Raw genomic sequence first — 17394 nt, 5'->3', positions numbered from 1 at the left:
ATCCTCGATTTTCTTCTCATCTTGCTTCATATTTTCTAGCTGTTCTTTTAATTCTGCATCTAATTGTGCGTAAGAAAGCCAGCGACTAAATTCTTGTTTCCAATTCATTCTATTATCCTCCAATTTCAAATTAAAAAGGTATGCTACAAAATACATACCTTAAAAAGTAATAAATTAATTTCTGTTATTTACACATACCTCTTATTACTTAGCTACAAAATAATCCGTTACATATTGCGCCCAAACTTCGTGACCCTTTGCACTTGGGAAACCAAACTCTTCTTGTAAATATGGTAAGATAGCCTTTGTTGTTGCATCAGGCCATGCTCCCCAGTGATCAACATATGTATAATTATTTTGCGTTGCAAATTGTTTCAATGCCTCAATTGCCTTCGGATAATTCTTCGCACCATACACTGGATTTGATGGTTGAATCATAATTGTAGCACCCTTTGCACTAGTAGAAAGTGATTGAACGAACTTCTGCGTATTTGCGACAGAGTTCCCATTACCAGTTTTACCATTATCAGTAATAAATGGTGGCTCAAATAAAATTACATCAGGATTCTCTTTCGCAATCTCTTTATCACGTTTATTCGTAATTAATTCTTCTGTGCTTTCACCCTTATATTCCTTTACCGTCACTTTCCATAAACCTTTACCGTAAGCAGTTTCTAAATTAGCCGTTAACTTAGCTGCCCAAGTACCTTTTTCAGATGAAGAGGCTTCATCACCAATAATAACAAGATTTACTGCCTTTTTATCCTCAGCAGCTTTCTTTAACTTCTCTTTCACTGCATCTGGCAAATTCTTCGCGTATGCCTCATTAAAAGATGACTTCGCATCTTGTTTTTCCTCTTCCTTTTTCTCTTCTTTCTTCGCTCCGCTATCTTTCACTTCAGCCTTTGTTTTCGTTACTTCACTCGTCTGTCCTGTCGCATTTGCAATCTTCTTATTCCAGTACAATTTACCACTCACAATCGAAGCAACAAACAATACAAAAACAACAAGAACAAGTACTGCTTTCTTATTCATCAATTCACCTCATCTATTAATCTCACAACATATAATATTAATATAAATCCATGCAAAAATAAACCCAACTCCTTCCAAAGGAGTTGGGTTGTTACATATTACTTAGTCAATTCAAGATGCGCTCTTAACTTATTCGTTAAATCTTGTTTCGCTGCATCTGGAACATAGTAATACCAAATACCATCAGCGGCTTTGTGACCATCACCTGGAATTTGAATTTCTTCACTATTCTGCATGCAATCTTTATAGTTCTTTTGAATATCAAACATTTGATCTTGCGTTAAACTTGTTTTAACGTTTTTCTCAATCGCTTTTAATACATCACCATAGCTTGCTAGAGAAGATACACTTGCACCTTTTTTAATTACCGCTTGGATAACTTGACGTTGACGCATTTGACGACCGAAGTCACCGCGTGGATCTTGATATCTCATTCTAGAATATAGTAATGCTTTATCTCCATTTAAATGTAAGTCACCTTTTGCATAATGAACTCCATCAATTGTAAAGTCCATATCATTATTAATATCTACTCCACCAACAGCATCAACAATGTCTTTAAAACCAGCCATATTTACTTCAATATAATGATCAACTGGTACGTTAAGAAAATTCTCAACTGTTTTTACAGCCATATCGATACCACCAAATGCATAAGCATGGTTAATCTTATCTTTTTTACCCTTCCCAACAATTTCTGTATAAGAATCACGTGGTATGCTTGTGATTTTCATAGATTTTGTTTTTGGATTTAAAGTAAACAACATAAGAGAATCTGATCGTCCTACCTCATCTTTTCGTTGATCACTTCCCATTAACAAAATTGAGATTGGTTTTTTATCTGCTACCTCTACCTTTTCTGATCGCTTATCTGACTTTTCACGATCTAACGGTTTATGCACAGCATCTAATGTATTTGATATGTTAGAATAAACATGATATGCATATGCACCGCCTCCAATAATAAGAACACCTATTATACCGAGAATCCAAAATAAAATTTTCTTTTTCATTCTTATACCCTCTTTGCTTATAATTACAAACAAAATGCTAAGACTTCTTAATTATATTATAGCAATACTAATAAATGATAAAGCTAAATCGTAAAATTAATGTGACATATTCTATGGATGAGATACAATTAAGGTCACATTCCCTTTTATAACAAAGCTTTCAATTCCAGCAGGAAAAATAAAATGATCTCCTTTTTTTATACTAAATTCCCCACTTAGAGTTCTTAAAATGGCTTCACCTTCGATTACACTAGCTAATTGAAACGGTTGATTCTGCTGAAAAGATGCTTCCATTTGAATCTCCCATTTACAAACTGAAAAGTACTTTTCTCTTACATATTTAGTAATAATAGCACCATTCTCTTTTTCAATTTCAGGATAAACTCTATAATCCTCATGGGGAATCATTGATACGGCGATTGATTTTTCAACATGTAGTTCTCGTTTATTTCCAACACTATCAACACGATCATAATCATACACACGATATGTCGTATCTGAACTTTGTTGTGTTTCCAACACTAATGTTCCTTCACATAACGCATGAATCGTTCCACTTGGTACATAGAAAAAATCTCCAGGCTTAATTGGTATTCGTCGCAGTAATTGATTCCAATCATTACTTTCGATCATGTCCTTAAATTCCTCTTTAGTTTGAGCAGTATGTCCATATACCATTTCGGCATTTTTTTTACAGTCAATAATATACCAACATTCGGTTTTTCCTAACTCACCATTTTCATGAATATTTGCAAATTCATCATTTGGATGTACCTGTACAGATAAATCTTTTTCGGCATCCAAAATTTTAGTTAGTAAAGGGAACTGATCCGCCTGATAGTTCCCAAATAACGCTCTATGTTCATCCCATAGTTGTTTCAATGTTAAACCTTTATATTTACCGCTCTTTACTATACTTGGTCCATTTAAATGGGCAGAAATTCCCCAGCATTCGCCGGTTGTTTGTGAAGGTAATTCATAATTAAATCCTTTTAAAGATTCTCCTCCCCAAATCCGCTCCTGTAACACTGGTTGAAAAAATAATGGTTCTTTATACAAAATAACTCCACCTCTAGTTGCACTTACTACTGACTTTTACTTTTTTAAATAACAAACTTCCTCTATTTCGCTCCATTGCATATAAACTCGAACAATATCTTCCTCAACTAATTCGCTACCTGATTGCACCTCAATAAATTCTAAATCTGTAACAGCCTTAATTGCATGCTTCTCTCCTGGCTGAATTTCTAATACATCCCCAGGGCGAACAACCCGTATTTCATCATCTAGTACAAAAATACCTTCACCTTTTACAATTGTCCAAACTTCACTTCTATTATTATGATATTGGTAGCTTAGATTTCTACTAGCTGTAATGCCAATACGCTTCGTTAATACTTCGTTTCCATCATTATATTTTGTATGATCTAGTACACGGTACCAACCCCAACGACGCTCTTCATACATTGGTCTTTGATCCCAATCTCCTACTAATTCTTTCACTCGAGGGCTAGCCTCTTTTTCTGAAACTAAAATACCATCTGGGCTAGCAGCTACAATTATATTAGAAAGACCTAACACAGAAACTGGGATATCTAATTCATTAATAATATGATTCTGCTCACACTCATCTCCCATATTTCCCTTACCAAGGATGTTTGTTCCCATTTCTTCTGTAAGAGTATTCCACGTTCCAAGATCTTTCCATGAACCATTATAAGGAAGTGCAATAATATTTTCTGTTTTTTCGACTACTTCATAGTCAAAACTTATCTTTGGTAAACTTGCATATTGTTGAACTAATACATCATACTGAACCGGAAGCCCTTTTTGATCTAATAGAGAAATAATTTTATCTAATTTAAATGCAAATACACCACAATTCCAAAGCGCATTTTGTTTTAGCAAATCTTCAGCTTCTGCAGTTACTGGCTTTTCTTTAAAATGGCTTACCTGAATAATTTCCTGTGTGCTTGTCTCTACATTTGGAACAATATAACCATATTTTTCAGATGGATATGTAGGTGTAACCCCCATTAAACCTAAATCGGCATTTGAAGAGCTTAATGCTTTTTCTAAATCCAATAACCTTTCAAAAAAACTATTTTCTACATATGGGTCTACAGGTAATACACCTACTACCTCATTCAAATCAACGTGCTCTTTAGAGTATAAATATGAAGCAGCAAGGGCGATTGCTGGGAATGTATCACGACGCTCTGGTTCAATTATAATGGGTACATCATTTCCCAATTGATTATTAATCATGTCTACCTGAGATTTACTTGTAGCAATAACTGCATCGTTTTCAATGCCTAAATTCTTTAATTGTCCCCACACTCTTTGAACCATCGATTGCATTTCATCATTATTATTTTTAAGTACTTTTAAAAATTGTTTAGAACGTGAATCATTGGATAACGGCCAAAGACGCTTTCCAGAACCACCAGATAATAATATTAATTTCATATTTCCACTCCTTTACAAAAATAAAAAGAGGTGAAGTTATTACCTCTTCACCCTAGAAATTTCTCTTTATATTTTTCCTCTACAATACTTCTAATCTCTTCTCTAAATCTTTCTGGAGAAAATCTTATAGCATTCTCCCTACAATTAGATGGAATAAACTTATCATAACTTTGTTCAAATTCATTAACCTTCTCAACAATACTTTCAACAGTCTGCTCTTTAAAGAATAGGCCAGTTGGTTTGTCATGATTTAAATCTAAAACAGTTTCTGTAGCTCCACCCTTACCATATGTAATAACGGGTGTACCACAAGCCTGGGCCTCAACTGGTGTAATGCCAAAGTCCTCTTCTGCCGCAAAGACAAACGCCTTTGCACGTTGCATATGACTTTTTAATACTTCAAACGATTGGTAACCTAGAAGCTGAACATTACCTTTAGCTTTTGCCTTTATCTTCTCAAAATCTGGTCCATCACCAATTACAATCAACTTTTTGTCTGGCATATGTGCAAATGCTTCAACAATTAAATCAATTTTCTTATATGGCACCATACGCGATGCAGTCATATAAAAATCTTCTTTTGGTTCATGTAGTGTAAATGCGGAGATATCAACAGGTGGATAAATAACTTCTGATTCCCTTCTATACACTTTCCATATCCTACGTCCAATAAACTTAGAGTTACCAACGAAATAATCTACACCATTTGCAGTACGGTAATCCCAATTTCTTATTTTATGTAAAATAGACTTTGTTAACAGCCCCTTAAGACCCTTTTCCAAATTTGCCTCTTTTAAATATTGGTGCTGTAAATCCCATGCATAACGAATAGGTGAATGTACATAAGATATATGCAACTGATCTGGTCCTGTTAAAACCCCTTTTACCACAGCATGAGAACTAGAAAGAATAACATCATATTTTGATAAATCTAATTGTTCAATAGCCAAAGGCATTAGGGGAAGATAATTTCGATATTTTTTCTTTGCAAAAGGTAGCTTCTGAACAAATGTCGTACTAACCTTTTTATTCTTAATAAATCCTCTATCTTTTTCATCTAAAAAATCAACTAGACTAAATAAATCTGCTTCCGGGAATACCTCAAGCATTTGCTCTAATACTTTTTCAGCACCAGCATATGTTACTAACCAATCGTGCACTATTGCTATTTTCATATAATCCCTCTTGCTATTTATATTTTTTTAATTCGCTCAAAAGAATTTTTGTTGTTTGTTCCCAGCTAAATGCGTCTTTTCTTTGTAAACCCTTATTTCGCATTTCCTCAACAATTTGATCATCTTCATAGATTTGACTAATACACTCTTTTAGTTCTATAGAACTATCCGGGTCAAAATATAGAGCTGCTTCTTCACAAACTTCAGGGATAGAGGCTGCTGTAGAAGCTATAACTGGGCACCCTAAGCTCATTGCCTCTAAAGGTGGTAAGCCAAACCCTTCATAATACGACGGAAAAATAAACGCCCTCGCCTTACTATATAATGATTTTAATTGTTCATCAGTCACGTAACCTACAAATTTCACATTGGGATTCTTCTTTACAAATGTATTAGAAAAAACCTTTGAATTTTGACCTCCAGCAATCACAATTTGCTCATTAAAATTAACCATCTCTTCTAGAGTTTTTATTATAAGATCAAAATTTTTATTAGGATGCATACTACTCACAGCTAATAAGTATTGCTTTTCTTTTAAGTCATTCTCACTTAATATACTATCATCAAATGCAACCTTATCCATATGATCAACCGCTATATGACTAACTGTAATTTTATCTTTTAAATTTGGAAGGTGTTTTACCAAATCATCTTTCGAGAAGTCAGAAACTGTGATAATCCTCTTAGAAAATTTAGATGTGCACAAATATAAAAGTTTATACCAACGAACAAAATTTTTAGAATAGCCAGTTGGTCTGGAATATACTGCAGCATCATGGATATATACAATTTGATTCTTTTTAAATAAAGGAGCTGTGTTACAAAAATTAATTAATAAGTTATTCAATGTATATAAAGGGAGCTCTAGTTGTTCCCAAAGATGACCTTTTAAAAAACCTATTTCTTTAATTTTTATATTTTGAAAATCTACTTCTATATCTTGTAATGTATTTCTAGGAACGAGTATAATTATTTCCATACTAGCTTCTAAATTATCTAATTGTTTAACGATTTCATGCGCTACTCGTTGTACACCTGTTACCTTTTGTGTTAAAAATCTACCGTTTATATATATTTTCATACTAAAACTTCTTCGTCTTTATTATTAACAACAGGTCTACCAACAGAATAATATTCGACACACTGTTCCTCCATCACTTTTAAATTAAAGCAATTTCTTCCATCGAATAGAATGGCATTTTTAACTAAACTTCTAAATTTATTTAAATCCATCGATTTAAATTCTTCCCACTCAGTTACTATAATAGTCGCTTCTGCTCCTTCAAGGCACTTATCTAGAGAATCTACATATACTACCTCTTGAGGCAATACTTTTTTAGCACTTTCCATCGCAATTGGATCATATGCTATAACCTTAGCCCCTTCTTTGATTAACTTATTTGCAATTACAATAGAGGCTGCTTCTCTCATATCATCTGTATTTGGTTTAAATGCTAATCCTAGCATAGCTATTTTTTTTCCTGCTAAATTTTTCATTCGAGCTTTAACCTTCTCTACTATTTGAGCCTGTTGACTGTTATTCACTTCAATCACAGACTTCAATAGGTGAAAATCATGTTCAACTCCGCCAGCTATTTGAACAAGTGCCTCTGTATCCTTTGGGAAACATGAGCCCCCATAACCAATACCGGCATTTAAAAATGCTCTTCCAATTCGGTGATCCATACCCATCCCACCTGCAACATCTTCAACATTCGCTCCTAATTTCTCACAAATATTAGAAATTTCATTAATAAAGCTAATCTTAGTTGCTAAAAATGCATTTGAGGCATACTTAATCATCTCAGAACTGTAAATATCAGTTTTAAAAACTGGTAAACCAAATGAATGATACATTCCTTCTAATATTTTTGCTGTTTCTTCATCCTCGGTTCCAATAACAATACGATCTCCCTGAAAAGTATCCTGAATTGCAGATCCTTCACGCAAGAACTCGGGATTAGATGCAATTCTAACCTTCACATCCTTTTCAAGATTATCTAAAATTGTTTTCTTAACAAAATCATTTGTTCCAACAGGAACTGTACTTTTTGTAACAACAATGACATCTTTTTGAACATATTTAGCTATTGATTTTGCAACTGTCTCTACATACTGTAAATTTGCAGATCCATCAGGTAATTGTGGCGTCCCTACAGCAATAAATATGATTTCTGCGTTTCTAAATCCTTGTTGATGATTACTTGAGAAATGCAAAGTGCCCTTTTTAATGTTTTTTTGCATTAATTCATCTAAACCTGGTTCATATATAGGTGAAACACCTGATTGCATTTTTCGAACTTTCTCTTCGTCCGTATCTATACATATTACTTGATGGTTAATTTCTGATAGACAAACTCCTGTTACTAACCCTACATAGCCTGTTCCTACTACTGCAATATTCATCTATTATCCTTCCTTTCACATAAAAAATTTACATTTGAGATAAATAACGTCCTAAAGCTTCTTTCCAATTTGGAAGCATAATTAAGCCCTGTTCCGCTATTTTTTTTTGTTCTAAAACAGAGTAAGCTGGACGCTGTGCAGGTCTTTGAAACTCTGCTGTTGATATTGCGTTTACATTGACATTTCTGTTCGATTGTCTAAATATTTCTTTTGCAAATTCGTACCAAGAACAAACCCCCGAGTTAGAAGCATGGTAAATCCCATATTTATTAGTTTCTACAAGTTCTATAATAAATCTAGCTAAATCGTTCGTATATGTTGGTGATCCAAACTGGTCACTAACAACTTCCAACTCACTTCTTTCGTCCGCTAAACGTAACATGGTCTTTACAAAGTTATTACCATGTAAACCAAATACCCAAGAAGTTCTAACAACAAAATACTTAGAACAATATTCAGATGTATATTGTTCTCCAGCTAACTTAGATTTCCCATATATAGTTTGTGGATTTGTTTCATCATTTGTTTTATAAGGTTCATTATTTGTCCCATCAAAAACATAATCAGTACTTACATAACAAAATTTTGCTTCCACTGCTTCAGCAGCTTGTGCTAGATATTTTGTCCCTTCAGCATTAACCTTGAAGGTAGTTTCTTCATCACTCTCAGCTTGATCTACTTGTGTGTATGCTGCTGTATGAATAATAATATTAGGCTTTATAGCTAGTACTTTTTCACGTACTTGTTCTTCATTTGTAATATCTAGCTCTTCTCTACCAAACCCAAAAACTTCCCACGGTTGATTTTCTAGTAAACATAATACATCTTGTCCTAACTGACCTTTTGCCCCTGTTACTAATACTTTCATGTTTTATACCTCTAATCTATTCGCATATTGATTCTTGAAGTATTCTTGGTATTCTCCGGAAATAATATTTTTCCACCAATCTTGATTTTCTAAATACCATTTAATAGTTTGCTCAATACCTGTATCAAAGTTATACTTTGGTGACCAACCTAACTCTTCACGAAGTTTTGTCGCATCAATTGCGTAACGTCGATCATGACCTGGACGATCTGTAACATACTTAATTAGAGATTCTGGTTTATCCAATGCTTTTAAGATTGTTTTTACGATTTCAATATTTGTACGTTCATTGTTTCCACCAACATTGTATACTTCACCATTTTCACCTTTATGAAGTACTAAATCAATTGCCTGACAGTGATCCTCAACATGTAACCAATCACGTACATTTAAACCATCACCATATACAGGTAATTGTTTATCATTTAGTGCATTAATAATCATTAAAGGAATTAGCTTCTCTGGGAAATGAAATGGTCCGTAATTATTTGAACAACGTGTAATATTTACTGGTAAACCAAACGTTTCATGATAAGCACGAACTAATAGATCTGCACCAGCTTTACTTGAACTATACGGGCTATTTGATGCCAAAGGTGTTTCTTCCGTAAAATAACCAGTTTCGCCTAAAGTTCCATATACCTCATCTGTTGAAACTTGCAAGTATTTTTTTACTTCCGCATTTTTAGCAGCATCTAGTAATACTTGTGTACCTTGAATATTCGTTTGAATAAAGATATCAGGATTTGTAATACTTCTATCAACATGTGACTCTGCTGCAAAATTTAACACATAATCAAATTTTTCTTCTTTAAATAATTGGTTAATAAACTGACGATCTGCTATATCGCCTTTGACAAATTTATAATTAGATGATTCCTCAATATCTTTTAGATTTTCTAAATTACCTGCATATGTTAATGAATCTAAATTTACAATATTATATTCTGGGTACTTCTTCACCATATATCGAACAAAGTTACTTCCAATAAACCCTGCGCCACCTGTTACTAATACTTTCATGTTATTCCTCCTTATTTCTCGTACACAAAATTAATATTTGCTTCTTCTAATAATGGATGTTTAGTATCCTTTTCTGAAAGGATTGGTTCACTCACCGGCCAATCGATTCCTAAGACTGGATCATTCCATAGAATACCAGCATCATGATTAGGAGAATAGTATTCATCTACTTTGTAAGCCACTGTCGAATTTGGCACTAATGTACAAAATCCATGTGCAAATCCTTTCGGTACGACTAATTGGCGTTTATTATGTTCACTTAAAATAACACCAACCCATTGTCCATATGTAGGTGAACCTTTTCGAATGTCAACAGCTACATCATAAATAGCACCTGTGATACAGCGTACTATCTTTGTCTGTGCTTTAGGATTTAACTGAAAATGTAATCCACGTAATGTTCCGGCTGGTACAGATAAAGATTGATTATCCTGAATAAATTCGTAATCTAAACCAAGCTTATCAAAAACTTCTTTATTATAACTTTCCATAAAATATCCGCGATGGTCGCCAAATACCCTAGGCTCTAAAATAACTACATCAGGAATTTTAGTTTCAACAATCTTCATTATAAGTACTCCTTTATTGATAAATTGGTTGTTTTTGTTTACTTTGTTCTGCCAATCGAATCAAGTATTGACCGTATTGATTTTTTTTCATCGGCTCTGCTAATTCAAATAGTTGCTCACGGGTAATATATCCTTTTCTAAATGCTATTTCCTCTAAACAAGCTACCTTTAAACTTTGACGTTTTTCAATTGTTTCAATAAATTGAGATGCTTCTAATAACGACTCGTGCGTACCAGAGTCTAACCAAGAAAAACCTCGGCCAAGAATTTCAACGTGCAACTCTTGTAATTGCAAATAAACCTTATTTATATCAGTAATTTCTAATTCTCCACGAGGTGATGGTTTAATATTCTTCGCAATTTCTATAACACGATTATCATAGAAATATAAACCTGTTACAGCATAATGTGACTTTGGCTCTTGAGGCTTCTCTTCAATAGAAATAGCCTTCCCACCTTCATCAAACTCTACAACCCCAAAACGTTCTGGATCATTTACATAATATCCAAAGACAGTTGCCCCTTCTTGGCGTTCTGCGGCGTTTTGTAATAGTTTTGTTAAACCGTGTCCATAGAATAAATTATCACCAAGAACAAGAGCTACAGAATCATCGCCAATAAACTCTTCTCCGATAATAAATGCCTGAGCTAAACCGTCCGGTGAAGGTTGTACAGCATATTCAAGTTTTATCCCGAACTGTGAACCATCTCCTAATAACTCTTTAAAACGAGGTGTATCCTGTGGTGTAGAGATAATCAAAATTTCGCGAATACCCGCAAGCATTAACACTGATAGCGGATAGTAGATCATTGGTTTATCATATACAGGTAATAATTGCTTAGATACCGCTTGGGTTAAAGGGTATAAGCGAGTTCCACTACCTCCAGCAAGAATAATCCCTTTCATAACTACCTACTCCTTTAGTAGATAATCAATAAAAAACTAGTATTAAATACTAGTTTTTTATTCTTATCTTTATTAAAAATCACTAGTTAATTGACTACGCGCTTTGTAACTATATTAATAAAAACAGTTATTAGATAAAATGCGCAAATAAAGAAAACTGAATTTATAAAAGTATCAAAAGAGACCCTTTGGAACCACATAAAAGTGGGCAATAGATATAACACAACTGAATATTTCCTTATAACATTTAACAAGATACCGCTAAAGAAAAAGAAACATACTATGCCCATGATTCCTCCTGCTAACCATGATTCAGCTACTGGCGAAAAACCAAAGCTTGCTCCATTTTTAGCTCTCAAAGGATAGTAATTTTGCACAAAAAATTTATCTGAGGAAAACTTTTTATGTCCATAAATACTTTCATACACCTTAGAGGGTAAAAAACTTAACGTTTCCATAGAGTATATATTATCAGGCCAGTTTATTATTAAATTTGAATTAACAATATCACTTGTAACCCTAAACGCCCCTCCGGTCTCTCCTGTGTTATATGCCCATTCCCATTTTTCAAATTCACTTATACTTTTATTGTATATAATTACATTTCTGGATATGGTAAATATCGGCGACAAAACCATTAGAATAACTATAACTACCAATATTTTATTCCTTTTGCGACGGAAAAATCCCAACTTATAGAGTGAAATAAAATATGCTGGCAAACATACAAAGAGAACATCTCCTCGAGCTCCAAAACCGAAAATCAAAAATAATGATAATGACGTCAATAGTATTAGATATACATATATTTTTTTCCTTATAGAGATGGCTAAGTTTATTAAACCTACACTTAATGCTGCTTGCCATGGAAAGGAAATACTATTTCCTTGTGCATTCTGCATACCTATTAATCGATTTTCAATTCCTATAGTAGCTAATCCACCATCAGAAGATATTTTATACACCAACATCAAAACCCCCACAAATGTAAATAAAACACCACTTGTGAGACTTTTATGTTCCAAAAAATAGCTTTTACAATCTAACCCTTTGAATTTGAATATCTTTTTCACTAAAACAAATGAAATAGTAGCTGATAAATTCGCTACAGCATATAATTGACACGTTTCATACAGTGCCTCATAGCTTATTCTGTCCTCAGTTCCTAACATAAAATCTATTGGTAATGTAATCGACCATAATAATAGGCTACCAAAAAACCAAAAAGTTGGTCTTAGAAAAAAGTCTTCTCTTCGAAAATCCTTAATCACTAATAATGCTGGTGTTAACATTGAGGCCACAACTATAAACCAGGTAATTAACTTATAATTTATAAGGCTTGATAAAATACCTACTACAAGTATCACAATTATAGAAAATGGCCAAACATATTTTTTCATCTTTAGCCCCTTAGTTAGTAATAAAATATTTTTTAAAGCTGGTTATATACTGAGCAATATTCTTGTAAATTATCCTTATATTTCTCAGCATGAATATAACAATCTTCTATTATCTGCTGAACTTCCTCATTGCCACTAGAATAAAATTTATTTATCTTATCCTTTATTTCTTCTATATTATTAAACAAAAAATCTGATTGACTTATAACTTCTGGTATTCCACCAACAGCTGAAGCTATTACTGGTGTTCCCTGCTGATAAGATTCTATTATAACCCTACCAAACGGCTCCTCCCAGACTGATGGTACAATTGTTAAGTCTGAACTAGCCATAGTCCTATAGACTTCTTTTAATCGTGTTTTCCCTTTAAAAATGAATCTTTTATCATTTTGTACCAATGTTTTCAATTGGTCTTCAATGGAACCAACCCCACAAATAATTACTTTATCAACTATAGAATGCGGAATTTCTTTAATAGTCTGTAATAAAATATCTATACCCTTATTTGTTTCCAATTGTCCGTAATAACCTAAAGTTAACCCTTTTTTATCTTCTTTTTTCTGCTTAGGATATTTTTCGGCTTGTACAATATTATGAATTACATTATTCGAAGCTTTTCTAAAAAATTTGTTTTCATTATGCTCATTTAATATGTATTTCGATATTCCTACTACAGAATTTACTTTTTGGCTTCTTTTTTTATTACAATATTTAATATATTGATTTACCAAATCATTCGATACAGGATTAATTAAAGCATAATCCCTAGTTGTATGAACAACAGGTATGTCTAATTCATCCGCTACATCCCATAAGTATGTTCCTACCCCCATTAAATTTTGAGTATGAATGAGCGAAGGTGAAATTTCCTTGATTATCTCTTTAATAATCTTTTTCTGTATTGGATTATAATTATTAATCAAATGCCATATTAATTTGCTAATATTATTACGCTTGTCCCCTTTATTTGGCCAATAAATATTTTTACAAGGTAATCTATAAACTTTAACATTATTAATTTCTTCCTTGATTATTTCATCTCTATTTTTTCCAGTAGTAAGCACAAATACTTCGTGATTTTTACTTAAATCTTCTGCAAGAAGCTGGGTTGAAATTTCAGCTCCCCCTCGTATATCTGGATAATAAAAACTATTTACAATTAGAATTTTTTGCACTACTATGTCACCGCCATATTTCTATACAATTAATGTTTGCTTAACCTTTTCAAAATGTTCTTTTTTATCTCTTTATAATTAAGTTCTCTACATAACAGAAGTAGAGTAATATAAATTGCTAACCCTACACATCCACCAAATGCAATCTGTAAAAATTGATTATTAAACAACATATCTTTTACAGTATTTACAATCAACCCTGTTATTACTGAGGCGATTATTACTCTACAAGTAGATAACTTGTTTATTTCCCACTTAATATAACGAGATGAAAAAATCCTCACTAACAATGGATATAAGGCCATACTAATTAATGTAGCTACTGCCGCACCCATATATTTGTATTTAGGAATCAATAAATAATTTAAAAATATATTGACTATCGCTGAAATTAAAACAAAACTTAACATAATCTTTGTTTTTTCTTTTATTTCATATCCTTTATGACCATACATACCTAGATTCCAAAAAATTAAACTTAAAAATACAATAGGAATAATTATAGAGCCTTCTCTAAACTCCTCGCCTAAAAATAAGTTCGTTATCTCTCTATGGAAAACCGTTACAAATGCTAATAAAGGAATTGAAATCAGCATATAAATTCTACAGAAAAAAGTAATTAACTTCCCTAACTCTATATCTGTTACTTTATTAGCTTGATTCATAATTATTGGGTGTGCAGCTGTTAATAATGGTGTCGTTAGCAACCCTAACGAAGCAATTACAATGGAATAATTTGCTGAATAGATTCCAACATCTTGTACACTCCCCAAACCTTCCAACATATACCGATCAGCTAAATTTAAAATAGAATTTCCAATAAACCAACCTATCATCGGAAACCCATACAGTATAAATTGTTTAGTGAATATTTTAGTTTCACTCCATCTAGTTAAACTAAATGTTTTTAAAGACATTCCTGTACTCTTAAACATAGATCTTAGAAGAAATATTTGACCTAAAACCAAACCATATATAATACTAATTGGATGCCTATATACAAAAAATATTAATGCTAATCCAATCCCAAACTTAAATATAGATGTTAGTAAATTGAAATTTTTATATTTCTTTGTTTTGAAATCTGCCTGTAACACTGAACCGAATGTAAGAAATAAGAACTGGGTGATTATTAATAAAATAGATGTCCAATAATATTGTTCATAATCCCCCAGTGCATTAGTAAAAAAGCTTCCTAAGCCAGCTAATAGTAAAATCAATACACACATTAAACAAATTAAATTAACTAAATTGGTATTAAAATCTCTTAGTCCCTCTGCATCATTTCGATACAGTGGACGATATCGTTGTATAGATTGTTGAATCCATTGAGAAAACAGTGTAGTAATTAATAAAGTTGTATTAAACACCTGATTATACTGACCAAATTGCTCAGTCGAAAAAAGACGGGTATAAATTGAAATTGATATAATCCCAATAAAAGCGGGTATAATAACCGCTATACCATAAGTCAATGTATCTTTGCTAAACCTTTTAGTATCACTGTTTATATTAACTTGATTTTCTGCTGAAACTTCCTTATGACTCATATTAATAACAAACTCCTTAGCCTTATTATTAAATTAAAGAGTTAAACATTGAACGGATTTTGGGCACACTATAATGTTCTTTCATTAAATTATAACCATTCATAGCTATTTCAGCCTTTAACCCATTATCTAATTTTAATTTTTTGATTGCATCTGCTAAATTTTTCGCAGCCAACCCTTCAGGAGATATTAATATAATGTTAGCATTATTAGTAAAGACCTCTTTAATCCCTGGCGTATCCACAGTAATGACAGGTAATCGACAGGCAGCTACTTGATAAACTTTATTTGGAACTACTCGTTTTACCTTATCCGTTTCTCCAAATATGCCTAATCCAACATCAAATTCACTCAAAAATAATGGTAATTTTTCATAATCAACCCTATCAATAAAGGTGATATTCTCTAGCTTTAGTTTATCTGCTAATTTCACCATTTGTTGCTTTGTTTGTCCATTTCCAACTAAAGTGAAAGAAATGTTTGGATCATTTTTTAATTCTGCAGCTGCATTTAAAATAATATCTATACCATGTAACGGGCTAAATCCACCATAAAAAACAACTGTAAATATTTCATTAGAACCCTTTTTAGGAATATAAGTAAAATGCTCTTCCGCTCCCACTGGAATAACACTAATTTTTTCAGCACTACATCCAAATTTATTAATGAAATATTTTTTATGTAATTCTGTATCACATATTAAGACATCCGCATATTTCAAACAAATCTGATCTAAAAGATATGCCTTTTTAGCCTTTAATGAACCTTTAGGAACTAATTTTCGATCTTCTACAATAGTGTCATACTCCGAAACTAAAATATCTACAACTATTTTCTTCCTAAATATTTTCGATATTAAAATAATAATAGGTGCATTCGCTTGGTTAAATGCCGGTATATATACAGTGTTCGTCTTATACCTAATTAAGGCAAAAAGAGTTTGAAAAAATATTTTTATGTATCTCAACAGAATATTCCCTTGGCCTATTTGTACTTCTTTTATTTTTAGTTTACTCTTGTCCACCATCACCCTATTTCTAGAGTAATCTAATTCCCACCCTATCATCAAAAAATCATACATATAGTAAATCCCTTCCTTATATTCTCTTTTAAGAAGTTAAAATGCATCTTTCGATCCCAATAGTACTCCTACAGTTTTAAAAATTATTTTAATATCTAATAATAAATTCCTATTTTGAATATAAGATAGATCTAACTCTACCATCTCTTCAAATCCAATATTGCTTCTTCCACTAACTTGCCAAAGCCCTGTACATCCCGGAGTAACCTTCAATCTTTGTTTATCATAGGTAGTATACTCTTTAACCTCTCTCAATAAGGGGGGTCTTGGTCCTACTAAACTCATTTCTCCCTTTAAAACATTAATCAATTGCGGTAATTCATCAATACTGGTTTTACGAATAAATTTCCCAACCTTTGTTACACGAGGATCCTCTTTCATTTTAAACATGGCTCCTGATACTTCATTATGCTGTAATAAATCCTTTAATTTCTCTTCAGCATCTGTTACCATCGAACGAAATTTATACATTCCGAACCCTTTTTCATCTTTTCCAACACGAGTTTGTTTAAAAAACACAGGACCTTGTGGATCTTCTAGCTTAATGAGTATAGCAACAATAATAAACACTGGTGAAAGGAAAATAAGACCACACAGCGCACCAATTATGTCCATTAAACGCTTCATAAACATATAAGACTGCTTTTTATTTATATCTTTATCACCAAGTAATCCCTGTTCCTTTGTATTTCCACTCGATATTTTTGTTAAGGCCAATGTACT

17 protein-coding genes are annotated in these 17394 nt (G+C 32.6%); all 17 read right to left on the bottom strand.

Features of this window, described 5'->3' with window-relative positions:
* Positions 1-108: phosphoglucomutase (locus MR168_RS15930; RefSeq protein WP_242291421.1), on the bottom strand; the 108-nt coding region annotated here is incomplete at its 3' end.
* 96 nt (positions 109-204) lie between these two features.
* Positions 205-1035: an SGNH/GDSL hydrolase family protein gene (locus tag MR168_RS15925; protein ID WP_016123865.1), complete on the bottom strand. Its 831-nt coding sequence runs from the start codon at positions 1033-1035 to the stop codon at positions 205-207.
* Between the two features lie 98 nt (positions 1036-1133).
* A complete protein-coding gene (tagU, locus tag MR168_RS15920) occupies positions 1134-2048 on the bottom strand; it encodes a polyisoprenyl-teichoic acid--peptidoglycan teichoic acid transferase TagU (protein WP_016123866.1) in 915 nt (304 codons plus the stop codon).
* 111 nt (positions 2049-2159) lie between these two features.
* Positions 2160-3107: a mannose-6-phosphate isomerase, class I gene (gene manA, locus MR168_RS15915; protein WP_086412240.1), complete on the bottom strand. Its 948-nt coding sequence runs from the start codon at positions 3105-3107 to the stop codon at positions 2160-2162.
* A gap of 36 nt (positions 3108-3143) precedes the next feature.
* Positions 3144-4517, bottom strand: coding sequence for a sugar phosphate nucleotidyltransferase (locus MR168_RS15910; RefSeq protein ID WP_063246285.1), 1374 nt, complete (start codon positions 4515-4517; stop codon positions 3144-3146).
* A gap of 47 nt (positions 4518-4564) precedes the next feature.
* Complete coding sequence (locus MR168_RS15905; protein ID WP_242291420.1) at positions 4565-5692, bottom strand: glycosyltransferase family 4 protein; 1128 nt, start codon at positions 5690-5692, stop codon at positions 4565-4567.
* 13 nt (positions 5693-5705) lie between these two features.
* Complete coding sequence (locus MR168_RS15900; protein WP_086412156.1) at positions 5706-6773, bottom strand: glycosyltransferase family 4 protein; 1068 nt, start codon at positions 6771-6773, stop codon at positions 5706-5708.
* The gene (locus MR168_RS15895; RefSeq protein ID WP_086412157.1) at positions 6770-8098 is read right to left on the bottom strand and encodes a UDP-glucose dehydrogenase family protein; all 1329 of its coding nucleotides are present in this window, start codon (positions 8096-8098) and stop codon (positions 6770-6772) included. The genes MR168_RS15900 and MR168_RS15895 overlap by 4 nt, the downstream gene beginning before the upstream one ends.
* Before the next feature lie 28 nt (positions 8099-8126).
* A complete protein-coding gene (rfbD, locus tag MR168_RS15890; RefSeq protein ID WP_086412158.1) occupies positions 8127-8966 on the bottom strand; it encodes a dTDP-4-dehydrorhamnose reductase in 840 nt (279 codons plus the stop codon).
* Between the two features lie 3 nt (positions 8967-8969).
* The gene (rfbB, locus tag MR168_RS15885) at positions 8970-9989 is read right to left on the bottom strand and encodes a dTDP-glucose 4,6-dehydratase (protein ID WP_098295345.1); all 1020 of its coding nucleotides are present in this window, start codon (positions 9987-9989) and stop codon (positions 8970-8972) included.
* Between the two features lie 11 nt (positions 9990-10000).
* Positions 10001-10558 (bottom strand): dTDP-4-dehydrorhamnose 3,5-epimerase, encoded by a 558-nt coding sequence (gene rfbC / locus MR168_RS15880; protein ID WP_086412160.1) that lies wholly within the window; start codon positions 10556-10558, stop codon positions 10001-10003.
* 13 nt (positions 10559-10571) lie between these two features.
* A complete protein-coding gene (gene rfbA, locus MR168_RS15875; protein ID WP_086412161.1) occupies positions 10572-11465 on the bottom strand; it encodes a glucose-1-phosphate thymidylyltransferase RfbA in 894 nt (297 codons plus the stop codon).
* A gap of 86 nt (positions 11466-11551) precedes the next feature.
* Positions 11552-12865: an O-antigen polysaccharide polymerase Wzy gene (gene wzy / locus MR168_RS15870; protein ID WP_086412162.1), complete on the bottom strand. Its 1314-nt coding sequence runs from the start codon at positions 12863-12865 to the stop codon at positions 11552-11554.
* A gap of 32 nt (positions 12866-12897) precedes the next feature.
* Entirely contained in the window at positions 12898-14040 is a 1143-nt protein-coding gene (locus MR168_RS15865) for a glycosyltransferase family 4 protein (protein ID WP_086412163.1), read from the bottom strand.
* Between the two features lie 29 nt (positions 14041-14069).
* Positions 14070-15590, bottom strand: coding sequence for a lipopolysaccharide biosynthesis protein (locus MR168_RS15860; RefSeq protein ID WP_086412164.1), 1521 nt, complete (start codon positions 15588-15590; stop codon positions 14070-14072).
* Positions 15591-15618: 28 nt separating this feature from the next.
* Positions 15619-16614, bottom strand: coding sequence for a glycosyltransferase family 4 protein (locus MR168_RS15855; RefSeq protein WP_242291419.1), 996 nt, complete (start codon positions 16612-16614; stop codon positions 15619-15621).
* A 93-nt stretch (positions 16615-16707) separates the two neighbouring features.
* Positions 16708-17388 carry a sugar transferase gene (locus MR168_RS15850; RefSeq protein ID WP_086412166.1) on the bottom strand — a complete coding sequence of 227 codons (681 nt, stop codon included), beginning with the start codon at positions 17386-17388 and terminating at the stop codon, positions 16708-16710.
* Between the last annotated feature and the right edge of the window lie 6 nt (positions 17389-17394).

The organism is Bacillus cereus group sp. BfR-BA-01356, from assembly GCF_022663635.1.
Lineage (GTDB): Bacteria > Bacillota > Bacilli > Bacillales > Bacillaceae_G > Bacillus_A > Bacillus_A cereus.
Note: the sequence above shows the minus strand (reverse complement) of the source record. Positions and strands in the feature narration are given on the sequence as shown.